18 protein-coding genes and 1 pseudogene are annotated in these 24,630 nt (G+C 69.4%); 15 read left to right on the top strand and 4 right to left on the bottom strand.

Translation table 11 applies throughout. The annotated features are described in order from the left end of the window. Positions 1 to 82: 82 nt before the first annotated feature. Entirely contained in the window at positions 83 to 2,005 is a 1,923-nt protein-coding gene (locus ACWPXE_RS24635) for a methanol/ethanol family PQQ-dependent dehydrogenase (protein WP_454019941.1), read from the bottom strand. A gap of 313 nt (positions 2,006 to 2,318) precedes the next feature. Between ACWPXE_RS24635 and ACWPXE_RS24640 the strand changes: the two genes are divergently transcribed. Together ACWPXE_RS24640 and ACWPXE_RS24645 are read left to right on the top strand one after the other, a co-directional pair. Next, a complete protein-coding gene (locus ACWPXE_RS24640; protein ID WP_454019942.1) occupies positions 2,319 to 3,683 on the top strand; it encodes an ATP-binding protein in 1,365 nt (454 codons plus the stop codon). After that, complete coding sequence (locus ACWPXE_RS24645; RefSeq protein WP_454019943.1) at positions 3,680 to 4,327, top strand: response regulator; 648 nt, start codon at positions 3,680 to 3,682, stop codon at positions 4,325 to 4,327. Before ACWPXE_RS24640 ends, ACWPXE_RS24645 begins: the two co-directional genes overlap by 4 nt. Positions 4,328 to 4,348: 21 nt before the next feature. On the opposite strand, the gene ACWPXE_RS24650 is transcribed toward ACWPXE_RS24645, so the two are convergent. Further along, on the bottom strand, positions 4,349 to 5,389 hold the full coding sequence (locus tag ACWPXE_RS24650) for a GlxA family transcriptional regulator (RefSeq protein ID WP_454019944.1): 1,041 nt from the start codon (positions 5,387 to 5,389) through the stop codon (positions 4,349 to 4,351). Positions 5,390 to 5,508: 119 nt separating this feature from the next. Between ACWPXE_RS24650 and ACWPXE_RS24655 the strand changes: the two genes are divergently transcribed. The 5 genes from ACWPXE_RS24655 (at position 5,509) to ACWPXE_RS24675 (ending at position 10,416) form a co-directional block, all read left to right on the top strand. Further along, positions 5,509 to 6,579 carry an ABC transporter substrate-binding protein gene (locus ACWPXE_RS24655; protein WP_454019945.1) on the top strand — a complete coding sequence of 357 codons (1,071 nt, stop codon included), beginning with the start codon at positions 5,509 to 5,511 and terminating at the stop codon, positions 6,577 to 6,579. A 26-nt stretch (positions 6,580 to 6,605) separates the two neighbouring features. Beyond that, positions 6,606 to 7,688 carry an ABC transporter ATP-binding protein gene (locus ACWPXE_RS24660; RefSeq protein ID WP_454019946.1) on the top strand — a complete coding sequence of 361 codons (1,083 nt, stop codon included), beginning with the start codon at positions 6,606 to 6,608 and terminating at the stop codon, positions 7,686 to 7,688. Further along, positions 7,685 to 8,548: an ABC transporter permease gene (locus tag ACWPXE_RS24665; protein ID WP_454019947.1), complete on the top strand. Its 864-nt coding sequence runs from the start codon at positions 7,685 to 7,687 to the stop codon at positions 8,546 to 8,548. Before ACWPXE_RS24660 ends, ACWPXE_RS24665 begins: the two co-directional genes overlap by 4 nt. Next, positions 8,545 to 9,333 carry an ABC transporter permease gene (locus ACWPXE_RS24670; RefSeq protein ID WP_035681830.1) on the top strand — a complete coding sequence of 263 codons (789 nt, stop codon included), beginning with the start codon at positions 8,545 to 8,547 and terminating at the stop codon, positions 9,331 to 9,333. The genes ACWPXE_RS24665 and ACWPXE_RS24670 overlap by 4 nt, the downstream gene beginning before the upstream one ends. A gap of 69 nt (positions 9,334 to 9,402) precedes the next feature. Continuing rightward, positions 9,403 to 10,416, top strand: coding sequence for a proline racemase family protein (locus ACWPXE_RS24675; RefSeq protein ID WP_035681829.1), 1,014 nt, complete (start codon positions 9,403 to 9,405; stop codon positions 10,414 to 10,416). A gap of 127 nt (positions 10,417 to 10,543) precedes the next feature. Here the strand turns inward: ACWPXE_RS24675 and ACWPXE_RS24680 are convergent, their stop codons facing one another. Further along, complete coding sequence (locus tag ACWPXE_RS24680) at positions 10,544 to 11,245, bottom strand: GntR family transcriptional regulator (RefSeq protein WP_454019948.1); 702 nt, start codon at positions 11,243 to 11,245, stop codon at positions 10,544 to 10,546. A gap of 160 nt (positions 11,246 to 11,405) precedes the next feature. Between ACWPXE_RS24680 and ACWPXE_RS24685 the strand changes: the two genes are divergently transcribed. From ACWPXE_RS24685 to ACWPXE_RS24720, 8 genes and pseudogenes are all read left to right on the top strand, one after another. Next, entirely contained in the window at positions 11,406 to 12,278 is an 873-nt protein-coding gene (locus tag ACWPXE_RS24685; RefSeq protein WP_454019949.1) for an isocitrate lyase/PEP mutase family protein, read from the top strand. A 14-nt stretch (positions 12,279 to 12,292) separates the two neighbouring features. Continuing rightward, positions 12,293 to 13,738, top strand: coding sequence for a 3-isopropylmalate dehydratase large subunit (gene leuC / locus ACWPXE_RS24690; RefSeq protein WP_454019950.1), 1,446 nt, complete (start codon positions 12,293 to 12,295; stop codon positions 13,736 to 13,738). A 1-nt stretch (position 13,739) separates the two neighbouring features. Then, the gene (gene leuD, locus ACWPXE_RS24695; protein ID WP_454019951.1) at positions 13,740 to 14,366 is read left to right on the top strand and encodes a 3-isopropylmalate dehydratase small subunit; all 627 of its coding nucleotides are present in this window, start codon (positions 13,740 to 13,742) and stop codon (positions 14,364 to 14,366) included. A 58-nt stretch (positions 14,367 to 14,424) separates the two neighbouring features. Then, positions 14,425 to 15,393, top strand: a complete 969-nt coding sequence (locus ACWPXE_RS24700; protein WP_454019952.1) for an ABC transporter substrate-binding protein — start codon at positions 14,425 to 14,427, stop codon at positions 15,391 to 15,393. A 39-nt stretch (positions 15,394 to 15,432) separates the two neighbouring features. Beyond that, positions 15,433 to 15,927: pseudogene (locus ACWPXE_RS24705) on the top strand (ABC transporter ATP-binding protein); the annotation flags it as partial. A gap of 361 nt (positions 15,928 to 16,288) precedes the next feature. Further along, positions 16,289 to 17,038, top strand: a complete 750-nt coding sequence (locus ACWPXE_RS24710) for an ABC transporter permease (RefSeq protein ID WP_014199177.1) — start codon at positions 16,289 to 16,291, stop codon at positions 17,036 to 17,038. A gap of 5 nt (positions 17,039 to 17,043) precedes the next feature. Then, positions 17,044 to 17,781 (top strand): ABC transporter permease, encoded by a 738-nt coding sequence (locus ACWPXE_RS24715; RefSeq protein WP_454020059.1) that lies wholly within the window; start codon positions 17,044 to 17,046, stop codon positions 17,779 to 17,781. Positions 17,782 to 17,803: 22 nt separating this feature from the next. Beyond that, positions 17,804 to 18,667, top strand: a complete 864-nt coding sequence (locus tag ACWPXE_RS24720) for an isocitrate lyase/PEP mutase family protein (protein WP_454019953.1) — start codon at positions 17,804 to 17,806, stop codon at positions 18,665 to 18,667. A gap of 12 nt (positions 18,668 to 18,679) precedes the next feature. On the opposite strand, the gene ACWPXE_RS24725 is transcribed toward ACWPXE_RS24720, so the two are convergent. Beyond that, positions 18,680 to 24,412, bottom strand: coding sequence for a trifunctional serine/threonine-protein kinase/ATP-binding protein/sensor histidine kinase (locus ACWPXE_RS24725; protein ID WP_454019954.1), 5,733 nt, complete (start codon positions 24,410 to 24,412; stop codon positions 18,680 to 18,682). Positions 24,413 to 24,630 lie beyond the last annotated feature (218 nt).

A 24,630-nucleotide genomic window follows, 5' to 3' on the forward strand; every position in this document is an offset into this window, starting at 1 on the left:
GTGCAGGAAAGCCGGGGCAGGGAGGAGGACGGGGACAGGTGAGCCCGCCTCCCCGCCCCGGCGGGCGGTCACTTGTTGGCGGTCACTTGGCGCTGGAGACCTTCACGTCGGCCAGCTTGAACACCCAGAAGGAGCCGCCCTGGGTCACGCGCGTGGTCAGGTCGGCGAGATCGCCGCCCCACAGCGGCACAGCGCCGCCGTAACCGGTGGTGATGCCGACATACTGCACCCCGTCCAGCTCCCAGGTGACCGGGGAGGAGATGATGCCGGAGCCGGTCTGGAACTTCCAAAGCTCCGCCCCGGACCTGGCGTCGAACGCCTTGACGTAGCCGTCGCCGGTGCCGGTGAAGACCAGCCCGCCGGCGGTCGCCAGCGTGCCGGACCAGAGCGGCAACTCCTCCTTGTGCTCCCAGGCGACCTTGCCGGTCGTCGGGTCGATCGCGCGCAGGACGCCGACATGATCCTCGAACATCTTGTGGATGCGGAAGCCCATGCCGAGATAGGCGGAGCCGGGGTTGTAGCCGACATGCTCCGTCCAGTAGTCCTCCTTCCAGTGGTTGGCGGCGATATAGAACAGGCCGGTGTCCTCGCTGTAGGACATCGGGTTCCAGTTCTTGCCGCCGAGGAAGGGCGGGGAGACCTCGACCGACTTGCCGCGCTTCTCGCCCTCGGCGGGGGGCGGCGGGCGCTGGCCCTCCACCTCGATGGGGCGGCCGGTCTTCAGGTCGATGCCCTTGGCCCAGGTGATGCCGTCCACGAAGGGAAAGGCCGCCAGCACGCTGTTCGGCTTGTTCGCCTCGCCGCCCGCCGTCGCCAGCTTCGTCCGGTCGGTGACGTAGAAGAAGCCGTTGCGGTCGGCGTGGGCGGTCGCCTTCACCGTCTTGCCGGACGCGTCCTTGTAGTCGAACAGCACCAGCTCGTTGTTGCCGGAGAAGTCCCAGGTGTCGTTGGGGGTGTGCTGGTAGAAGCCCTTCAGCTCGCCCGTGGTCGGATCGACGTAGGCCTGCCCGGAGGTGTAGAGGCTGTCGCCGGGCCAGCGCGCCCAGCCGTTCCACGGCGCCGGGTTGCCGGTGCCGATGACGATGGTGTTGGTCTCCACGTCGAAGGTGGCGCTCTGCCAGGGCGCGCCGCCGCCGTGGTTCCACGCCTCGACGAGTTGCCCGTCCTTGTCGCGCGGCCAGGACGGTGCCCTGGCGTTGCCGGTGGGGGTGCTGTCCTTGCCGTCGAGCCGGCCCATGTGGCCCTCGACCAGCGGACGCATCCAGATCTCGTCGCCGGTGTCGGGATCGCGGGCGAACAGGCGGCCGACCACGCCGAACTCGTCGCCGGACGAGCCGTGGATCAGCAGCATGCGCCCGGTCTTCTGGTCCTTCACGACGGTCGGCGCGCCGGTCATGGTGTAGCCGACCTTGTGATCGGCGAACTTCTTGCGCCAGGCAACCTTGCCGGTGTCCTTGTTCAGCGCGACGATGGAGGCGTCGAGCGTGCCGAAAAACACCTTGTCGCCGTAGATCGCCGCCCCGCGGTTGACCACGTCGCAGCAGGGCCGGATGTCGTCGGGCAGGCGGTGGGCGTAGGTCCACAGCCGCTTGCCGGTGCGCGCGTCGAGCGCGAACATCCGCGAGTAGGAGGCGGTGACGTAGATCACCCCGTCATGCACCAGCGCCTGCGTCTCCTGTCCGCGCTGCTTCTCGTCGCCGAAGGAGAAGGACCAGGCGGGGACCAGCCGCGACACACTGGTGGTGTCGATCTGCTTCAGCGGGCTGAAGCGTTTGCCCTCCACCCCCATGCCGTACATCAGCACGTCGCCGGCTGACTTGGCGTCGTTGGCGATGTCGTCCCAGGTGACGTCGGCGGCCTGGGCGCTTCCCCAGGCCGCCGGAGCGGCGGAGGCGAGGAACCCAGCCACCACCGCGGTGATGATTCGGCGCCGAACCCGTCCGGCCCCGGTGTCTGTCTTGGTTTTCGGCTTGGTTCTCGGAGTGGTGTCCAAGGATAAAGTCATGCGTTTCCCCCGTGAAAGGCCGTTTTTTCCGGGGTGGATCGTCCGCCCGATCCGCCCCGGTTCCGGCACCGCGTCTTGCGCCCCCAATGTTCGTCTTGGCGGTTCTTCGGTTCCATTGGACGATACGGGGACGACATTCTTGCAACGCGCGTATGACGGTGTCCCGAAGGGGGCGGGAAAAAATCCTGCCGCTGTGGCAAAAGGCCCGTCCGCCCGCCGCTTCTCGTTCGAAGGACGCATAGCGCGGAGAGCGGTTGCTTGGTTAACATTCCGTCGATGGTCCTATGGGGCGTGTCGGAAGGATCAGACGGCGATGTCGTTGCGAATGCGCATGCTGGCCCTGATCGGGCTGTTCCTGGCGCTGCTGGCGGTGGCCGGCGCGGCTGTGATGATCGCCAACGCGCGCGACGCTGTTCGCGCGGAAATGGCCTCCGCCCTCGATCTCGGCATCGCCATCGGGCGGGCGGAAGCCGGGCGGGGGGCCATTCCTGATGCCGTCGTGGCGCTCGACCGTCTGGGCCTGCGCCACCTGCGCTTCATCGCGGGTGAGGCGGCTTCCGACTCCCTGGGCGAGGGGGATGCCGGCCATGGGGCCGTTCCCGGCTGGTTCGCAGCGCTGATCGACGTGGCGCCGCAGGCCCATGCGCTGACCGGTGCCGATGGGCGCGTCCTGTTGACCGTGGTCGCCCAACCGCAGGACGAGGTGGCCGAGGTCTGGGAGGACATGCGGGACCTCGCCCTGGCGATGCTGGTGGCGGGGCTGCTGCTGCTGGGCGCCGCCTGGATGGCGGTGGGCCGGGCGCTCGCCCCGCTCGCCCGCGTCGAGGCGGCGGTGCGGCGCCTGCGCGAAGGTGTTTACGAACCCGGACCGCGGGGCGGCCTCGCAGGCGGCGGCGTGCCGGAACTGGTCCGGCTGGGCACCGGCATCGCCGCCCTGGCCGAGGAGCTGGCCGCGGCGGGGCGGGAGAACCGCAGGCTCGGCCAGAGGCTGATCGAGGCGCAGGATCGCGAGCGCCGGGACATCGCCCGCGAAATCCACGACGAGCTGGGTGCGGCGCTGTTCGCCATCAAGGTGGACGCCGGGCGCATCCTGCGCCTGAGCGAGGAGCCGAAGCCGGAAGCCACCATCAGCGAGCGGGTGGAGATCGCCGGACGCGCCCGCGCTGTGCTGTCCATGGCCGCGGACGTGCACCGGATGAGCCGGCGCATCCTGGTCCGCCTGCGCCCGGCCCTGCTCGACCAGTTGCCGTTGGGCGAGGCGCTGTCCGGGCTGATCGACGAGTGGGCGCGGCGGGAGCCGCAGGTGCGCTGGTCGCTGGACGTGGCCGAGGACGGAACGCCGGACGGCATCGACGGGCTGGACGAGGTGCTGCGCCTGACGGTCTTCCGGCTGGCGCAGGAATCGCTGGTCAACGCCCTCCGCCACGCCCGGCCGACCAACGTGTCGGTGACGGTGCTGCGCCGGAGCGACCGGGTGGAGGTCGTGGTGACCGATGATGGGCCGGGGTTTAGGGAGGGGCCGGGCGCAGCGGAGCGTGGCGGATTGGGCATCTCCGGCATGGCGGAGCGGGTGAGGGCGCTGGGCGGCGAACTGTCCATCGGTTCGAACGGCGGACAGGGGACCCGCGTGGCCGCCTGCCTCCCCTGCGTCCCGGCCGGGCTGGAGGGCGTGGCATGACCTTGACCATCCTCCTGGTGGACGATCACCCGGTGGTGCGCGCCGGTTGCCAGAGCCTACTCGCCGAAGCCGGGCTCGGCCGTGTCGTCGAGGCCGCCGACGTGGCGGTGGCGGTGGCGCTGTGGCGTTCGGAAAGGCCCGACGTGGTCATCCTCGACCTCAACCTGCCGGGCGGCATCGGAGGGAGGGACGGCGGCGGGATGGAGGTGTTGCGGGCGATCCGGGCGGAGAACCCGGCGGTGCCGGTGCTGATCTTCAGCATGCACGAGGATCCCGCCATCGCCGCGCGGGCGCTGAAGGCGGGCGCGAAGGGCTATGTCACCAAGAACGACGCGCCCGAGACGCTGGTGACGGCTGTGCGCTGCGTGCTGGCGGGCCGGGTCCATCTCGACCACGCGCTGGCGCGCGAGTTGGCGCTGATGGCGCTGGCCCCAAGCGACGACCCGCTGGCGGTGCTGACCCAGCGCGAGCGGGAAATCCTGGCGTTGGTGGGGCGCGGCCTGACCGCGGCGGCCATCGCCGAGGTGCTGGGCATCAGCCAAAAGACCGTCGCCAACGCCTGCACGCAGATCAAGGACAAGCTGGGCGCCGACAGCGCGCGCGCCCTGATCCGCATCGCCATCGACCACGGGCTGGCGGCTTGAGCGTCCACGTGGGTGGACCCGTCACGGCGGCGGAGCTTCCTCGCCGCGCTTGCCCTTGCGCGCTCGGCTGGGCATCTCGCCGAACTGGGTCTTGAAATCGCGCGAGAAATGGGCGGCGTCGGCGAAGCCGCAGTCGAAGGCGATCTCGGTGATCGTCCGGCGCGTGTGCTCCAGCAGCCATCGGCCGTAATCCAGCCGCAGCCGGCGTTGGAAGGCCGACGGCGAGATGCCCAGCGCGGCCTGGAAGGACCGTTCGAGCTGCCGGGCGCTGACCCCGACGTAGCGGGCGATGGCCTCGACGGAGGGTGGGGAGTCCAGCCGCTGCTCGATGAAATGCGTCGCCTGTCGGACACGGGCGTCGGTCACGCCGTCGAGGTTCGCGTAGAAATGCGCCTGCGGCAGCGCGCCGGGGCGGATGTCCTGGAGCATCATGTGGCGGACGGCCTGCCGCGCCTTCTGCCCGCCGCAGTGCCGCCCGACGAGGTAGAGGCCGAGGTCGATGGCCGCCGTCGATCCGGCGCAGGTGATCAGGTCCCCCTCGTCGATGAAGAGATGGTCCACCGAGGCGTTGGCGGCCGGAAAGCGCTCGCGGAAGGTGTCCAGCACGTTCCAATGGACGCAGACGCGGCGCGTGCCGACGAGGCCGGCGCGTGCGATGGCGAAGGTGCCCGTGCAGATGCCGAGAAGCCGCACCCGCTGCGCCGCCACCGCGCGCAGATAGGCAGTCACCGCCCCCGGCACCTCGTTCCGGTAATCGTTGCCGCCGCACACCGCCACGTAATCGAAGGGCGCCGGGGCGAGCAAATCGCTGTTGGGCGTCACCAGCACGCCGCAGCTCGACTGGCGCGGCTGCCCGCCGACGCTCATCACCGTCCAGCTCGCGTCGATCTGCCGGCTGCGCCCTCCGGGGTCGGCGGCGAGCCGGAGCGCGTCGATCAACCCGGAGAAGGCGGTCAGCGTGAACTGATCGAGCAGCACGAAGCCGATGCGCAACCGGGGATCGGCGGGGGACGGGGCGTCGCGGTCGGGGGCGTCCGGCATGTCGGGTCTGGGCGTCGGCATGTCGGAAATATTCAAGGATTCGGCAGCATTCTTCTATCGGAAAATACGTTGGAACAATTAGCTTTCGAACGAACCACGGCTCTGACGCCCGCTGGACCGACACCACGAAGGAACCGGTCATGACCCATACGCGCGCCGCCACCCGCAACGCTTCCCGCCTCGCCGCCCTGTCCGCCGTCCTGGCGGCTGGAGTCTCCCTCTACGCCCTGCCGGCCGCGGCCCAGGGCGAGATCCGCGTCGCCTGGTACGGCGGCAACTGGGGCGAAGCCTTCCGCACCTGCGTCGCGGAGCCCTTCACCAAGGCGACCGGCGTCCGCGTCGTGCCGGAGATCGGCACCTCGACCGTGACCTTTGCCAAGCTGCAGCAGCAGAAGGACGCGCCGACGCTCGACGTCGCCTACATGGACGGTGGCATCAGCGAGATGGCGCAGGCGGCGGGCGTGCTGGACGCCATCGACCCGACGGGCGTGCCGAACCTGGCGAAGGCGTTGCCGGAGGCGATCTACAAGGCGGACGGGTCGGTCTTCGCCGTGGGGTCCGGCTACTACTCGCTGGGCCTGACCTACAACACCAAGGAGATCAAGACCCCGCCGACCTCGTGGAACGACCTGTGGAAGCCGGAATTCGCGGACACGGTGACCATCCCGTCGCCGGCCAACTCCTCCGGCGTGCCCTTCGTCATGTTCCTGAACCGCATGTGGGGCAACCCGCCGGGCGACCTGTCCAAGACCTTCGAAAAGCTGAAGACGCTGAAGACCGCGCTCTACTTCGACAGCTCGGGGGCGGCGAGCAACGCCTACCAGAGCGGCGAGGCGATCATCGGCGCGCATTTCAACGTCGGCGCCTGGGATCTGGCCGACAAGGGCCTGCCCATCGGCTTCGCCGTGCCGAAGGAGGGCGTGTGGGCCACCGACGCCCGCCTGCATCTGGTCAAGAACGCGCCGCACAAGGCCGACGCCCAGCGCTTCATCGACACCGCACTGACCCCGGAAGCGTCGGCCTGTCTGGCGGAGAAACTCTATCTCGGCCCGGCGGTGCAGAACGTGTCGGTGTCGCCGGACGTCGAGCGCAAGCTGCCCTGGGGTGTCGGCGGGTCGGTCAAGAACCTCCAGCTCTTCAACTGGGCAGACATCAACCGGGACCGCGCGGCGATCACCGACGCCTGGAACCGCGAACTCGCCCGCCAGTGAACCGCAGCCAGCCGGGGAGCCCCATCATGTCCGACGCCCTGCTCTCCATCCGCTCCATCGACAAGCATTTCGGCGCCTACCACGCGCTGAGGGACGTGTCGCTGGATGTGGCCCACGGCGAGTTCGTCGCCCTGCTGGGGCCGAGCGGCTGCGGCAAGACGACCCTGCTGCGCTGCATCGCCGGCTTCCTCTCCCCCGATTCCGGCACCATCCGGATCGGCGGGGAGGACGTGACGCGGCTGCCGCCGCACCGGCGCCCGCTGAACACGGTGTTCCAGCACTACGCCCTGTTCCCGCATCTGAGCATCCTCGACAACGTGGCCTACGGGCCGCGCCGTCACGGGGTGGCGCGGGGTGAGGCGCTGGAGCGCGCCCGCGAGGCGCTGGAGCTGGTCGGGCTGGACTCCGCGGCGGGGCGCTTCCCGCGGGAGCTGTCGGGCGGCCAGCAGCAGCGCGTCGCCCTGGCACGGGCCTTCGTCAACCGCCCGAAGCTCCTCCTGCTCGACGAGCCGCTGAGCGCGCTCGACCTGAAGCTGCGCAAGCGGATGCAGATCGAGCTGAAGCATCTCCAGGAGAAGCTCGGCATCGCCTTCGTGTTCGTGACCCACGATCAGGAGGAGGCGATGAGCATGGCGAACCGCATCGTCGTCATGAACCGCGGCGTGATCGAGCAGGTCGGTGACGGTCGGGCCATCTACACCCGTCCGGCCAGCCGCTTCGTCGCCGACTTCATCGGCGAGGCCAACCTGCTGCCGGGAACGGCGGAGGGCGACGCCGGGGTGCGGCTGGCGGTGGGGTCGGCGCTGCTGCCCCATCTCGGCGCCGACACGCGGCAGCGCTACACCGCGGTGCTGCGGCCCGAGCATGTCGAGTTGCTGAAGGAGCCGGAGGCGCCGGGCCTGATCACCGATCAGGGCTTCGTCGAGGACGTCATCGACACCGGCGGGCAGACCGTCGTGACGGTGCGCGTCGGCGAGCATCTTCTGGCTAGCCGCCGGCTGGGCATGGCGGGGGAGGGGCTGAATCCGGGGGCGCCGGTCTTCGTCGGCTTCCGTCCGGGGCACGTCCACATCATCGCCGAGCCGGCCACCCACCGGTCCGGACCATGAGCACGACCATGAGCGCCGCCATGAACCGAGCCTTGCCCCTGCTGGCGGCCCCGGTCGCCTTCTTCGCCGCCTTCTTCGCCGTTCCGATGATCGTGGTCGTGTCGTCCAGCCTGATGGCGGGCGGCGTGCCGTCGCTGGGCAACTACGCGCGGGTGCTGTTCGACCAGTATCACTGGGACGTGCTGGCGGCGACCTTCCGCATCGCCGGGCTGACCACGGTGGCCTGCGCGCTGCTCGGCTACCCGCTGGCCTATTATCTGGTGCGGGTGGTCAAGTCACCGGCGCTGCGGCGGACCTGCGTCATCCTGCTGGTCCTGCCGCTGTTCACCAGCAACATCGTCCGCTCCTTCGGCTGGATGGTGCTGCTGGGTCGCAACGGCCTCGTCAACGACGCGCTGGTCGGGGTCGGCATCCTGGACCGCCCGATGCGCTTCCTTGGCACCGAGCTGGGCATCGTGATCGGGCTGGTCTACATCCTGCTGCCCTTCATCGTGCTGGCCGTCGGCAACGCGCTGGCCGCGGTGGACCCAGCGCTGGAGGACGCCTCCTCCGACCTCGGCGCCACGCCCTTCGACACCTTCCGGACGGTCACCTTCCCGCTCTGCCTGCCGGGGCTGATGTCGGGGATCGTCATGGTCTTCACTCTGGCGGTCAGCGCCTACGTCACGCCGGCCCTGTTGAGCGGCGGCAAGATCACGGTCTTCCCCATGCTGATCTTCCAGCAGTACAGCACGGTCTTCGACGTGAACTACGGCGGCGCGCTCAGCATGACGCTGCTGGTCATGACGCTGGTCCTGGTCGGTCTGGCCGGCTGGATCGGCAACACCGGGGCCAGCGCAACGGGGAGGAAAGCCCAATGATCGCACGGCTTCTTCTGCGGGTGGTGTCCTGGTCCGTCATGGCCTACCTGATCCTGCCGCTTCTGGTCATCGTCGGTTCCTCCTTCACGGCCACCAGCTACCTCGCCTTCCCGCCGCAGGGGCTGACGCTCGACTGGTACGGGCGGATGCTCGGCGACACCTCCTATCTGGCGGCCTTCGGCACCAGCACCCTGCTGGCCCTGGTCGCCACGGCGGCGGCCCTGCTCCTCGGCGTCCCGGCGGCGCTGGCCATCGCCCGCTGCGAGTTTCCGGGCAAGAAGTTCCTGTTGTCGCTGCTGATGTCGCCGCTGGTCCTGCCGCACGTCGTGCTGGGCGCCGCCCTGCTGCAATACTGCGCGGCGCTGGGCCTGATGCGCAGCTTCACGGCGCTGCTGGTCGGGCACATCGTCATCATCATGCCCTTCGTCCTGCGCTCCGTCCTGCCGCAGCTGACGCCGGAGCAGCGGGCGCTGGAGGAGGCCTCCGCCGACCTGGGCGCCCGCCCGATGGAGACCTTCTTCCTCGTCACGCTGCCGCAGATCCGCAGCGGCCTGGCGAGCGGCGCGATCTTCGCCTTCATCTCCTCCTGGATCAACGTCGAGCTGAGCATCTTCAACACCACGGCGGAGATGACGACCATCCCGGTCAAGCTCTTCAACTACGTCCAGTACACGATCGATCCGGTCATCGCCGCGGTGTCCTCCATCACCATCGGCGTGGCGGCCCTGGCGATCATCATCCTCGACCTCACCGTCGGGCTGCACCTTCTGTCGGACCGGCGCTGACCGGTCCCGACACCCCCCGCTTCATCCCCCCGATCCAACACTGAATCCGATCCACGAAAGGGTCCTTCCATGCGCATGCAAGACGCATTCGATGTCCTGTACACCCACACCGAGGGCGAGCCGCTCTGCATCATCCACAGCGGCATCCCCTATCCGGCCGGTTCCAGCATCCTGGAGAAGCGCCAGTTCCTGGAGACCCATTACGACTGGCTGCGCGAAGCCCTGATGCGCGAGCCGCGCGGCCACAAGGACATGTTCGGCGTCTTCCTGACCCCGCCGTCCGGCCCGGACTACGACGCCGGCCTGATCTACATCGACGGCACCCAGTATTCGCACATGTGCGGCCACGGCACGATCGCCGTCGCCATGGCGATGGTCGCCAACGGCCTTGTCCGCCGCGGCGAGAACGGGCGCACCACGATCCGCTTCGAGACCACCGCCGGCCTCGTCGTCGCCGAGGTGGCGCATGAGGGCGACCGGGTGCTGTGGACCAAGTTCGAGAACGTCCCGGCCTATGTCGCCGCGCAGGACGTCGAGTTCGAGCTGCCGGAGATCGGCCCGCTGAAGGCCGACATCGTGTGGGGCGGCAACTACTTCGGCATCATCGACCTGACCGGCACCTCGCTGCGCATCGGGGCGGAGAACGGCACCGCCCTGTCGCATTACGGCATCCTGGCGCGCGAGCAGCTCCGCCAGAAGGTGGCGATCCAGCACCCGGCGTCGGCGCACATCAACAACTTCAACTTCGTGACCTTCTGGCACGAGCCGACCATCGAGGGCGCCTTCTACAAGAACGTCCACGTCTTCAGCGCCGGCCAGCTCGACCGCTCGCCGGGCGGCACCGGCACCAGCGCGATGATGGCGATGTTCGAGGCGCGCGGGAAGATGGCGATCGGCGACACCATCCGCTCCGAGGGCCTGCTCGGCACCGGCACCTTCGAGGGCAGCCTGCTCGGCGAGACCCGCCTGAACGGCGTGCGCGCCGTGCGCCCGACCGTCAAGGGCACGGCCAGCATCCTCGGCACCGCTCGCTGGGTCATCGACCGCAACGATCCGGTCGGCGCCGGCTTCCTGGTCGCCTGACCGGTCCTCCTCAGTCGCGTCCTGGACTTCGTCCCGGCGTCCTCATCAGGGCGCCGGGACCTTTGTGCTGCGCCGATGGGCGATCCGCTCGCCCGGATCGGCGTGCTGTCGTTGTATACAATGACGCTCACTCCGTTTTCGGGACCGTGAAGACGGCCCGTCCGGCGCGCACATGCGCGCGCATCACCGACGAGGCCCACTCCCCATCGCGAGCGGCCAGGGCTTCGACGATCTCGCGGTGGTGGTTCATGCTGCGGGCGAGATCGCGCCGGCTGTAGCGGGCGAAGGTCCGCAGCACCAGCGGCATCTCCACCACCTGCCGGATCATCTGGCCCAGGCGCCGATCCCCGGCGATGTCGATCAGCAAGCCGTGGAAGCGGTCGTTCAGCGGCGTGATGCGCGAGAAATCCACCGCGTCGCCGTCTCCCACCACTGCCTCCATCGCGTCGCACAGCGCGCCCAGTTCGGCGAGATGCCGCGGCTCCGCGCGGCTGGCGGCGAGTCCGGCCACTTGGCTTTCCAGCGTCGCGCGCAGTCCGAAGATCTCGTCGAGGTCCTGGATCGTCCAGGCGTTCACCTTGGCGCCGAGGTTGGGGACGAGTTGCAGCAGCCCGTCGGCGGACAGCCGGCGCAGCGCCTCGCGCACGGGGGTGCGGCTGACCCCCGTCAGTTCGGCCAGCTCCTGTTCGCGCAGATGGGCGCCCGGCGGCCAGCGGCTGGCCAGGATGCCCTCCCGGATGAAGCGGTAGGCACGGTCGGCGGCGCGGTTGGAGCCGCCACTGAAGCCGTTGTCCCATTGGGGCGCCAGTGCCCCGGCGCTGTCCGACATGCTGACCTCCCTTGCGCTTCTGTCCGGCGCCTGGACTTTTCGGGTTGCGTTGTATACAATGACGCATTATGTTCGTTGACACAACAAATTAAACGCCCGTTTCCGGTGCGCTCTGTTGGAAGCCACTGGCTGAAGCGGCGACAAGGGAGGGATACAACCGGTGACGACACCCGCACAACGCCTGAAAACGTTGCTGGAGGCTCCCGGCCTTCGCCTGATGCCCTGCTGTTTCGACGCGCTGTCGGCGCGGCTGATCGAGCAGGCCGGTTTCCGCGTAAGCCTGATGAGCGGCTTCGCCGTCTCGGCCACCCGGCTGGGGATGCCCGACACCGGGCTGATCTCTTTCGCCGAGATGCTGGACCAGCTCCGCAACGTCTGTCAGGCGGCCCCCGGCCTGCTGGTGATCGGCGACGGCGACACCGGCTATGGCAACGCCATGAACGTGCAGCGCACCGTGCGCGACTACGCCCGCGCCGGGGCCGCCGCCGTCCTGATCGAGGATCAGGTCAACCCCAAGCGCTGCGGCCACACCAAAGGCAAGCAGGTCGTCGGGCGGGCCGAGGCGCGCATGAAGATCCGCGCCGCCGTCGATGCCGCCCGGTCGGGGTCCGACGACATCCTGATCCTGGCGCGGACGGACGCGCGTGCCGTGCACGGCTTCGACGCGGCGCTGGAGCGCTGTCAGGATTTCGTGGAGGAGGGCGCCGACATCATCTTCATGGAGGCTCCGCATAACGAGACGGAAATGGCCGTCTTCTGCGCCGGCATCGACCGGCCGGCGATGGCCAACATGGTGCGCGGCGGCCAGACGCCGATTCTGCCGCCGCGCGAGTTGGAGGCGCTCGGCTTCAAGCTCGCCGCCTATCCGCTGACCCTGATGTCGGCGGCCATCGACGCCATGCGCGCCGCCCTGGCCGCGGTGGCGGACGGGCAGGAAAGCCGGGTGCCCCAGGCCGATTTCGAGGCGCTGAAGGACCTTGTCGGCTTCCCCGACTACTACGAGCGCGAACAGGCCTACCGGGCCGCCGAGTGAGGGGAGGCAACGCCATGAACACGCCGGGTTCCATCATCGACAAGATCTGGGACCAGCACGTCGTCGCCGATCTGGGCGACGGGCGGGTGCTGCTCCACATCGACCGCCACATGCTGCACGAGGTCACCAGCCCGCAGGCCTACGCGGGGCTGGCCGCCGCCGGGCGCCGGCTGCGCCGCCCCGACCTGACCTTTGCGACGGCGGACCACATCGTCTCCACCGAGAACGGCCGCACCGACGACACGGTGCCGGGCGGGCCGGAGATGATCCGCGCCCTGCGTGCCAACGCGGAGGCCACCGGCGTTGCGCTGTTCGATCTGGGCGACGTGCGCCAGGGCATCGTGCATGTGATCGCGCCGGAGCTGGGGATCGCCCTGCCGGGCGCCACCCTGGTCTGCGGCGACAGCCACACCAGCACGGTGGGCGCGCTGGGTGCCATGGCCTGGGGCATCGGCACGTCGGAGGTCGAGCATGTCATGGCGACGCAGACGGCCATCCTGCGCCGCCCGCCGACCATGCGCATCACCTTCAGCGGCACCCGCCCGGCGGGCGTGTCGGCCAAGGACATGGTGCTGAAGCTGATCGCCACCATCGGCACCGCGGGAGCGACGGGCTACGGCGTCGAGTACGCCGGTCCGGCCATCCGCGCGCTCTCCATGGAAGAGCGGATGACCGTCTGCAACATGTCGGTGGAGCTGGGCGCGCGCTTCGGCCTGATCGCCCCGGACGAGGTGACCTTCGCCTATCTCCAGGGGCGCCCCTTCGCCCCGGCGGGCGCGCTGTGGGAGCAGGCGGTGGGTGCGTGGCGCGCCCTGGCGAGCGATCCCGACGCGCGTTTCGACGCCGAGATCGAGCTGGACGTCTCCAGCCTCACGCCGCAGGTGTCCTGGGGCACCAGCCCGCAGGACAGCATTGGCATCGGCGAGACCGTGCCCGATCCGGAGCGCGAGGCCGACCCCAAGCGCCGGCAGGCGATGCGCCGGGCGCTGGACTACATCGGGCTGGAGCCGGGGACGCCGATCCGCGACCTGCCGGTGGACATGGTCTTCATCGGCTCCTGCACCAACAGCCGCATCGAGGATTTGCGGGCCGCCGCCGCCGTGTTGAAGGGCCGTCGTATCGCCGCCGGCCTGCGCGCGCTGGTCGTGCCGGGCTCGGGCCAGGTGCGCCGGCAGGCCGAGGCGGAGGGGCTGGACCGCGTGTTCACCGCTGCCGGCTTCGAATGGCGGGAGCCGGGCTGTTCCATGTGCGCCGGGATGAACGCCGACCGGGTGCCGCCGGGCAAGCGCTGCGTCGCCACCTCCAACCGCAACTTCGAAGGTCGCCAGGGGCCGGGGGCGCGCACCCATCTTGCCAGCCCGGCCACCGCGGCGGCGGCGGCCGTGGCCGGCCGCATCGTCGATGTCCGCAGCCTGGAAGCCCACAGCCTGGAAGCCCACAGCCTGGAAGGAAGCGCCTGACATGCCGGAACCTGTCAATCGCATCACCGGGATTGCCGCGCCGCTGCCGCGGGCCAACGTCGACACCGATGCGATCATCCCCAAGGCGCATCTGCTGACCATCCACCGCAGCGGGCTGGGCGCCGGCCTCTTCTCCGAATGGCGGTTCGACGACGACGGTCGGGAACGGCCGGACTTCGTCCTGAACCAGGCACCCTGGCGGGAGGCCAAGATCCTGCTGGCCGGCGAGAATTTCGGCTGCGGCTCGTCGCGCGAGCACGCGGTGTGGAGCCTGATGGACTTTGGCATCCGCTGCGTGATTGCGCCCAGCTTCGCCAGCATCTTCCACGAGAATTGCCAGAAGAACGGTCTGGCCGCGGTGACTCTGGACGAGGCGGCGCTCGCCCATCTCGTCGCTTGTGCGCAGGCAACGCCGGCCGCCGCCATGACGGTGGACATCGAGGCCAGCTGCGTCACCGCGCCGGATGGGCGGGAGTTCCCCTTCACGATGGAGGCGGCACGGCGGCAGGCGCTTCTGGAGGGGCTCGACGAGATCGGGGCCAGCCTGCGCCACGACGCTGCCATGGCGGCGTTCGAGGCGCGCGACCGGGCGCAGCGCCCCTGGATTCACGCCCTGCCCACCGCCTGACGGGTCCGGGTCAACGCGCATGGCCGGAAAGGCCAGCGGCACATTGGGAGGAACAGCGATGTCGTTCATGACCACGATGAAGCGCAAGGCGGTCCTGGGGGCGGCGGCCATGGGAGTGGCGCTCGCCACCCTGGTTCCGGCGGTCCCGGCGCAGGCCGAGGAGATCACCGTCACCCACTGGGGTGTGCTGATGTACGGCGCTCCCTACGCCGTCGCCATGGAGAAGGGCTATTACAAGGAGCAGGGGCTGGACATCACCGGCGTCCTGACCTCCAAGGGCGGCGGCACGACCATGCGCAACGTAATGGCGGCGCCGATGCCCTACGGCGAGGTCGCCCTGTCGGCGGCGGTGGCGGCGATCAACCAGGGTCTGGACGTGAAGATCATCCACACCGGCGTCCGCACCGCGGGCGAGATCCTGTGGGTGACCAAGCCGGACTCCCCGGTGAAGACCGCCAAGGATCTGGACGGCAAGAAGGTCGCCTTCACCAGCCCGAAGTCGGTCACCGACATGCTGCTGACCATGGTGAAGGACAAGCACGGCATCACGGTGGACGGCGTGTCGGCGGGCGGCGTCGGCGGCGGCCTGACCATGCTGGAGCAGGGCGGGGTGGCCGCCGCGCCGGTGATGGACCCGATCTGGGCGCGCGTGCAGAACAAGTACCGCATGGTCTTCGCGGTCGAGACCGAGCTGCCGACCATGGTACAGACCGTGGGCGTCACCACGTCGGAGTTCGCCGCGAAGAACGGCGACAAGCTGAAAAAGCTGATCGAGGCGCGGCGCAAGGGGGTGGACTTCGTCTACGCCAACCCCGAAGAGACCGCCAAGATCATGACCAAATACTACGACATCGACGAGGCGATCGCGCTGCAGGCGCTCAAGAATCTGGCGACCATCAAATATTGGAGCGCCGGCGACTTCGAGTATGACGGGATGAACAACCTGATCAAGGGGCTGCAGATCATCGGCGAGGTCAAGGGCGAGGTCGACTGGTCGAAGCACGCCGACGCCTCGTTCCTGAAATAACCAGCCTGACGCATCACGATGACCGGGAGGAAGCCCCCGATGAAAGCCAACGTTGCCGCCAAGCGCGACCTGCACGAGGAGGCGGGGGCTTTCCCCGCCCCGGCCGTCCACGCCGAGCTGAAGGGGGTCAGCCGCATCTACGGCGTTCCCGGCCACGGAGGGGTGCACGCGCTGGGACCCGTCGACCTGACCTTACGGCAGGGGGAGTTCTTCTCCGTCGTCGGACCGTCGGGCTGCGGCAAGTCCACGCTGCTCGACGTGCTGTCCGGCCTGTCCGTGCCGACCGAGGGAACGGTGACCTTCGAAGGCAAGCCGGTGGCCGGCAAGGTCCCGGACGGCGTCGGGGTGGTGTTCCAGGAGGACGCCACCTTCCCCTGGCTGACCGTGTGGGACAACATCGCCTTCGGCCTGCGTCGGGCGGGCGTCGATCCGGCGGAGATCGAACGGCGGGTCAACTACGCCGTCGGCTTCGTCGGGCTGAAGGACTTCGCCAAGGCCTATCCGGTGCAGCTGTCCGGCGGCATGCGCCAGCGTGTCTGCATCGCCCGCACGCTGGTGATGCGTCCGCGCCTGATCCTGCTGGACGAGCCGTTCGGCGCGCTCGATGCCCAGACCCGCCTGATCATGGGCGACGAACTGCTGAAGCTGTGGCGCGAAACCGGTGCCACGGTGATGCTGATCACCCACGCGCTGGACGAGGCGGCCATGCTGTCGGACCGCATCGGCGTCATGTCGTCACGGCCCGGACGGATCATCGAGGAGATCGAGACGGGCTGGTCGCGCGAGCGTGATTCCCGCATCGCCAGCGAGGACGGCTTCGGCCAGATCACCGCCCGTCTGTGGCGCCTGCTGCGCGAGGAGAGCCTGAAGGCGGCGGGCCTCGCCGGGGTGGGTCATGAGCTGGGCGGGCTGGCTCCGGCTGATCGTGGTGACCGGCGCCGTCCTGCTGCTGGAGGTTCTGTGCCGGGCCGGCGTCATCGCCAAGACGGTCCTGCCGGCGCCCAGCGTCATGGCCGGCGACCTCTACCGCCTTCTCGCCTCGGGGGCGGCCAGCGCCGACATTGGCGAGACGCTGGGCAACGTCGCCATGGCGGTGATCGCCTCGATCCTGCTCGGCTTCGTCGCCGGTGTGGCGATCCACGCGATGCCGCGGGTACGCCGGGCCCTCGATCCCTTCCTGGCGACCTATTACGCGGTGCCCTTCTTCGTCTTCTACCCGGTGCTGATCGTGATCTTCGGGCTGGGGGCGGCGCCCATCGTGGTGATCGGCACGCTGTTCGGCGTGGTGGCGATGCTGATCAACACGCTGAACGGGCTGGACCGGATTCCGCGCGTCCTGCTGAAGACCGCGCGCGTCCACGGCATGGACCCGGTGCGCACGGCGCTGATGGTCAAGCTGCCCAGCGCGGCGCCCTTCCTGTTCACCGGGGCCAAGCTGGCCATCGCCTACTGCTTCATCGGCGTCATCGCGGCGGAGTTCATCATGTCCTCCTCGGGCATCGGCTACAGCATCGCCTATGCCTTCAACAACTTCGACAATGCGCGGATGTACGCGCTGATGCTGTTCATCATCGTCCTGGTGACGGTGCTCAACGCGGTGCTCTTCACCTGGGAGCGCCGGATCATGCAGCGGCGGAGGCGCTGACGGCCATGCACAGAAAGACCGATACGCTTCTCGTCATCGTCGCGCTGGTGGCCCTGTGGCAGGTCCTGCACTGGATCGTCGGCAGCGTCGCCCTGACCTCGCCCGCCGACACGCTGGCCCGCGCCGTCGAGCTTCTGGGCTCCGCCACCTTCTGGCCGCACGTCGCGGAGACCGGGGTGGCGCTGCTCTATTCGCTGCTGCTGGCGGTGTTCGGCGGGCTGACCATCGGCATCGCGCTGGGCATCAACCGGCTGGCCGGCGAGGTGGCGGAGCCGATCCTGGTGTCGCTCTATTCGCTGCCCAAGATCACGCTCTATCCGGTGATCCTGCTGGCCTTCGGGCTGGGCCTGTCGGCCAAAGTGGCCTTCGGGACGATCCACGGCATCGTCCCGGTGATCATCTTCACGATGAACGCGGTCCGCACCATCCCGCCGGTGATGCTGCGCAGCGCGCGGGTGATGCGCCTGTCGCCGCCCCAGCTCGTCTCCACCATCATCCTGCCCGCCGCCCTGCCGGAACTGGTGTCCGGCCTGCGGGTGGGCTTCTCGCTGACCCTGCTGGGCGTGCTGATCGGCGAGATGTTCGCCTCGCAGCGCGGCCTCGGCTACCTCGTCATGAACGCCATCGGCGGGCACGACGTGCGCACCATGATGGCCGTGGTACTGATCCTTGCCACCACCGCCGTGCTCATCAGCGCCGGCCTGCTGCACATCGACCGGCGCATGCACCGGCGGGCCTCGTAAGACTTCCGGAGATTCCACAGACATGACCATTTCCCTCAAACAGCGCCTGTCGCAGCCGGGCCTGATCTCGGCCCCCGGCGTGTTCGACATGATCTCGGCCAAGGTGGCGGACGGCATGGGGTTCGACGCGCTGTACATGACCGGCTACGGCACCGTCGCCAGCCATCTCGGCCTGCCGGACGCCGGGCTCGCCACCTACAGCGACATGGTCGGCCGGGTGCGGGCCATCGCGCGCGGCACATCGACGCCGCTGATCGCCGACGGCGACACCGGCTATGGCGGCCTGCTCAACGTCGATTTCACCATCCGCGGCTATGAGGAGGCCGGGGCCGCCGCCATCCAGCTCGAAGACCAGGAATTCCCGAAGAAGTGCGGCCACACGCCGGGCCGCCGGGTCATCCCCATGGCCGACATGGTGCGCAAGATCCGCGTCGCCTGCGAGGCGCGCTCGTCGAGCGACTTCCTGATCATCGCCCGCACCGACGCCCGCACGACGCTCGGCCTCGACGAGGCGCTGCGCCGCGCCGACGCCTACGCCGAGGCCGGTGCCGACATCATCTTCGTGGAAAGCCCGGAGAGCGAGGCGGAGATGGAGCGGATCTGCCGGACCATCGGCAAGCCGCTGATCGCCAACATGGTGGAGGGCGGGCGCACGCCGGTGATGACCGGGGCGCGGCTGGAGGATCTCGGCTACCGCATCGCCATCTTCCCGGCCACCGGCTTCCTGGCGATGGCCGCGGCGCTGCGCAGCGCCTACGGCGAAATCCTCGCCAAGGGGTCGAGCGCCGAGTATCGGGGAGAGCTTTATCCCTTCCCCGACTTCACCCGCCTGATGGGCTTTGAGCGCGTCTGGGAATTCGAGAAGCGCCATCCCGAGACGGAGTAACCGTCCGCCGTCTCAGCCCTGCGGCGTTTTTCCGGGGGCACGGCAGGGGAACTCGACGGTGAATCGCGTTCCCTCGCCGGGCCGGCTGTCCAGGTGGATGGTGCCGCCGAGCTGGCCGGTGATCAGGTTGAAGACGATGTGCAGGCCGAGCCCGGTCGAGCCGGTGCCCCGCCGGGTCGTGAAGAAGGGCTCGAAGACCTTGCCGTGGTTCTCCGCCGGGATGCCGCAGCCGTCGTCCTGATAGACCAGCCGCACCCCGTCGTTCTCCAGCGTCTGCGCCGTGATGGCGATCCGACCCTTCTCGCCCTCCCGGTAGGCGTGGTTGACCGAGTTGGTGATGAGATTCGTCACGATCTGCGCGATCACGCCGGGATAGCTGTCCAGCTCGATGCCCTTGGGGCACTCCAGACTCACCTCGTGGCCCGGGCGGTGCCAGGTCGGGCGCAGGCTGACCAGAACCTCCTCCAGATAGCCGCGCAGGTCGAAGCGGCGGCGGTCGCTGCGCGTCTGGTCCGAGGCGACCTGCTTGAAGCTCTGCACCAGATCGGCGGCGCGGGTGGCGTTGCTGATCATCAGCGTGGCGGCGTCGCGCGCGGCCTGCATGAAGTCCTGGAAGTCGGCCCGGCGCATCTTGCCGGTGTCGGACAGCGTTTCGAGCGCGCTGATCTTCTCGCCGAGATAGGAGGCGCTGGTCATCACGATGCCGATGGGCGTGTTGATCTCATGCGCCACCCCGGCGACGAGCTGCCCGAGAGAGGCCATCTTCTCTGCCTGGACGAGCTGCTGCTGGGCGGCCTTGAGCTGGGCGTGGGCGGCGTGAAGCTGCTCGTGGGCGTCGCGCAGCTCGCTTTCGCGGCTGCGGTCCACCGTCACGTCGACGTAGACCTGGACCATGCCGCCGTCCGGCATGGGATTGCTGCGGACCTGGATGACCCGGCCGTCGGCAAACTCGATCTCGCTGGGACTGCTCATCCGGGGCGAGGGCACCAGCGCCGTCAGAAGCTGGCCGGAGGCGTTCACCGCGGCGCTCAGCTCGCGGTACGGAAGGCCGACCCGGCGCAGCGTGTCCGGCAGTTGGAAGAGGGCCATGGCGCGCTCGTTCCAGACGCGCAGCCGTTCCTCGGCGTCGAAGGCCGCCAAGCCGTCGTACATGCTGGCCAGGGTGGCGCGCAGCAGCTGCGACTGTTCGGCAACCTCGCGGGTCCGCTCGGCGACCTGGGCTTCCAGCGTGCGGTTCAGCCGCTCCAGCCCGTCGTAGAGGCGGGCGTTCTCGATGGAGATGGCGATCTGCACGGACAGGAGGTCGAGCAGCTCCAGCCGTTCCGGGCTGAAGATGTCGGCGGCGAGGTTGTTCTCCAGATAGAGGATACCGACCATCTGGTTGCGGTTGCGCAAGGGCAGGCACAGCACGGAGCGCGGCTGCGCCATCCGCGTGTAGGGATCGTACTGGAAATCGCCGTCGTTCACGGCGTCGGCCAGGACGACCGGCTCGCCGGTCTGGATGACCGCGTCGACGACGCCGCGCACCAGGACCGGCACCGCGTCGTCGAGGGGGTGGGATTGCAGCACCTCCGCGGCGTCGCCCTCGCTCGTGGCGTCGGCCTCGATCCGCCACGCGCCGTCGGTCGGCAGGAGCAGGCAACCCCGCGTCGCGCCGGCGTTGGTGATGACCAGCTTCATCAGCGTCCACAGCAGGTCGCCCAGGCGGATGTCCTGCGCCAGCGCCCGCGAGGTGCGGATCACCGTCTCCACATCCACCATGTGCGAGCTGGACCCGGAGGAGGAGCGGCGCCGCGACGAGGCGGTGACCGGGCGTTGCGGCGGGAAACCATCGTCGGCCGGGCTTTGGTCCACCGCCGTCTCGCCGAACAGCTCGGCCAGCCGGGCGTCCAGCGCCCTGACCTTCGCCAGCGCGTCCCAGCGCCGGTAGGCGTGGCGGGCCTGGAACAGCATCGCCTTCGCCGTGAAGCGGTCGCCACGCGCCAACGCGGCCTCGCCAGCGCGTTCGCAGGCGAAAGCCTCGTCGTGGGTGAAGCCCTGCTCGCGGGCGCTCTCGGCGGCGGTCTGGTAGTAACGGTGCGCCTTGTCCAGCCGCCCCGTGGCGCGCAGCCGCTCGGCCACCACGAGCGCCAGCAGGTGGCGGAAGTTGGTCGGCGCGTGGCGGACCGCGCCGCGGAGCCGGCGCTCCAGCCCGAGAGCCGCGGCCCGCGCCCGCAGCCGTTCGGCGGGGTGGAGGCGGTCCCAGGCGGCGAAGTCGATCAGGGCGGCGACCACCCGCATGCGCAGGTTCATCACCATGCCCATGGAGGCATCGGCGAACGGACGGCGCTTCGCCATGCAGCGCCGCGCCTCGTCGATCCGGCCGAACAGCAGGTTCAGATAGGCCAGATGGCTGTGCATCGTGTCCAGGGCAAGGCGGTTGCCGCTGGCGGCCAGGGCCGGGACGTCGCTCGCCTCCGCGACGTGGGGTCCGGCAAAGGCGGTGGGGTCTTCGGACTCGCCCAGCAGGTTGGCGATGAGCTGCTGGTGGGGCCGCAAGACGCCGGCCGCGGTCTGCTGGTTCAAGCGCGCGATGGCGGCGGCGTGGCCTGCCGCGGTCTGCTGGAGCTGCCGCAGGGGATGGCCGAGAAACAGCCCTTGCGCGACCGCGTTGTTCAGGCAATAGGCGGCGTACTCGATGTCGCCGGTTTCCAGGCCGATCCGGTGGGCGTCGAGAAGTCCGGCCAATGATTTGGCCACCGGCTGGTGCCACACCTCGATGAACAGATGGACCACGAACAGCGTCTGGGCGCGGCCCTGGTTGGCGTTCAGGCGGTCGAGCACGCGCAGCGCCACCCGCCCGTACATGGCGCCCGCCGGAACGTCGCCGAGCATCGCGCAGTGCAGCAGCCCGTAGGTGGCGTAGGTGATGCCGGAGGCCGGCAGGATGCCCTCGGTCGCCGACAGGCGGACCATGCGCAGCAGCAGCACCGTGTAGAGGTTGGTGTCGTGCAGATAGGCGCTGGCCAGCACGCGCGACACGATGCGTCCGATCGTCAGCAAACGCGGGTCGGTGAGGGGCGGGCGATTGACGAGATCCTCCTCTCCCTTGCTGCGCAGCGCCAGCTTGGTCGTGGCGAGTTCCTTGAGCACATGCCGGGTGTCCGCCCGCTCGGGGATCGGGCTGCCGAGCTGGCCCAGGGCGGTGCGGCAGGCACCGAGCGCCGCCGGCAGGTTCTGCCGCGACACGTGCATCTGGATCTGCGTCTCGTAGGCCAGGGCGCGGTCGAGGACGGTGCGGGCGTTGGCCTCGATGGCCTCGGCCAGCGGCGTCGCCGCAGCGACGTCGCCGTTCACCGCCGCGATCTCCGCCGCTTCGGCGTGCAGGCTGAGCGCCAGGTCGTACAGGCGCGACCAACCGTCCGAGGGGAGCAGCCCGACCCCGGTGAGGAGATAGTCGAAGGCCGGCCCCAGCGCCGCCGAGGCGCGCGCCGCCTGTCCGGCCAGAAGGTTGTAACGGGCCAGTCGCTCCCGCTGCTCCGGCGACAGCAGGGGCAGGGCGCGGTTCAGCTGGTTGGTGATCGCGAACAGCCGATCGGTCGTCCGATCGCCCGTCAGGCCCTGGCTGCGTTCCAGCACGAGGCCGACGGCGAGATGGCAGGCCAGGGCGTCGGCGTCCGGCAGCATGCTGTAGGCCGCCTGCTGCACCCGGTCATGGACGAAACGGTAGGTGGCGCGCGGCGACACGCTGTCCATGTCGGCGTAGCGATAGGCGTCGCCGACCGGGACCACCAGCCCGCTGCGCAGGGCCGGCCACAGCGCCGCCGCCGTCGCGGCGGAGGTGCGCCGGCTCGCGTCGGCCAGGGTGGCGAGATCGAAGGCGCTGCCGATGCAGGCGGCGGTCTGGATGACGGTCAGCGTCTCGGCGGGCAGCTCGCGGATGCGGCGGACCACGAAGGTGACGACGTCGTCGACCATCCGTTCCATCCGCTGGGACTCGATGGCCTCCAGGTTCCAGTTCCACACCCCGGCGAGGCTGTCATAGGCGATCAGCCCACTCTGCTCCAGCGACTCCAGGAATTGCCCGAGGAAGAAGGGGTTGCCCAGCGTGTTGGCGATCAGCCGTTCGGCCAGAGGGCGCACGTCGTCGGGGGCCGCGTGCAGCGTGTCGGACAGCAGGGCCACCACCGCGTCGGCGTCGAGCCCGCCGAGAGAGACGTCGCGAACGGGAACGCCGCGCTCGCCGAAGGTCTGGATCGTGTGGCGCAGCGGGTGGGTCGCATCGACCTCGGTGTCGCGGCAGGTGCCGACCAGCAGGAAGTGGCCGAGGTCCGGATCGCCCGCCAGCCCCTCCAGGAGCTTCAGCGTGGCGAGGTCGGCCCATTGCAGGTCGTCCAGGAACAGCACCAGCGGGTGCCCCGCCCCGGCGAAGACGCGGACGAAATTGCGGAAGACGTAGATGAAGCGCTCGTGCGCCTCCACCGGGCCCAGCTCCGGCAGGGGCGGCTGGGGGCCGATCAGCCGCTCGACGTGGGGAATGACGTCGGTGATGACCCGTCCGTTGGGACCGAGCGCGGCGAGAAGGCGCGCGCGCCAGCGCGCCAGCGACTCCGGGCCGCTGGCGAAGGTCTGCCGTACCAGGGTCTTGAAGGCCTCGATCACCGGCGCGTAGGGGATGTCGCGCTTCAGCGGCTCGAACTTGCCGGTGATGAAGAAGCCATGGCGGGCGATCACCGGCTTGTGCAGTTCCCGGACCAGCGCCGATTTGCCCACGCCCGAATAGCCGGAGATCAGCAGGGCCTCGAACCCGCCCGCGGCGGCGCGCCCGAAGGCGTCGAGAAGGACGCGGAACTGGGCGGTGCGGCCGTAGAGCTTCTGCGGGATGCGCAGCACCGGACGGACGTCCCGGCTGGCCAGCGCGAAGGGCTCGATGCGGCCGTGGCTGCGCCATTCGGTCAGGCAGTGTTCGAGGTCGGCGCGCAGGCCGAAGGCGCTCTGGTAGCGCTCCTCCGGGTTCTTCGCCATCAGCCGGGCCACGATGGCGGCCAGCGGCTCGGGCACCAGCGGGTTGAGCTTGTGCACGGGCACGGGCGTCCGCGCGATGTGGCAATGCACCAGCTCCAGCGGGTCGCCCGACGGGAAGGGGGGCTGGCCGGTCAGGAAGTCATGGAAGGTGGCGCCCAGCGCGTAGAAGTCGGCGCGGTAGTCCACCGACCGGTTCATCCGCCCGGTCTGCTCCGGCGCCATGTAGGCGAGCGTGCCCTCCATGGTGCCGACGTCCGGGTCGCCCGCCTCTTCCCGCGATAATTCCGACGCGATGCCGAAGTCGATCAGGTTGAACTGGCCGGTCGCCGGGTTCCAGATCAGGTTGCCGGGGCTGATGTCCTTGTGGACGACCCCGGCGTCGTGCACGGCGGCCAGTGCGTCGACGGCCTGGAGCGCCATCCGCAGGAAGACCGCGATGTCCTCCGTCCGCACGTCCGGAAGGCTGTCCAGCGCGGCGCCGCCGATGTCGCGGAACACCATCAACAGCCCGTTGCCGTGGGGGACGCAGTCCAGCGCCTCCACGATCCCGGCGTGGCGCAACCGGCGGGCGATGGCGAATTCGCGCAGGAACGCCGCCTTGTCCTCGCCACCGATGTCTATCCCGGACAGCAGCTTGCAGATGACGGGCAGGCCGTCGTCGCGCCGGACGGCGCGCAGCACGGTGGAGCGCGACCCCACATGCAGCGTCTCGACAACGCGGAAGCCCGGTAAAGCGGGCAAGGTTGCGGTGGGGATGGCCCCGATCACGACGCAGCATCCTTATGTCGCGTGGTTGCGGTATCCGTTATAGAAGGTCGCGCCACGGTGGAGCAAGCGCAGGGCGTGCCGGCCGGGGTTTTGTACGATTTTTGCTTGGCGATCGCACGGGTCATAGACCTGTAGCATCGGCGAAACGGCGTAATAGTTCAATTGCGGTAAGACAATTTATGCTAATCTCC

The sequence above is a fragment of the Azospirillum sp. Marseille-Q6669 genome (assembly GCF_965111635.1).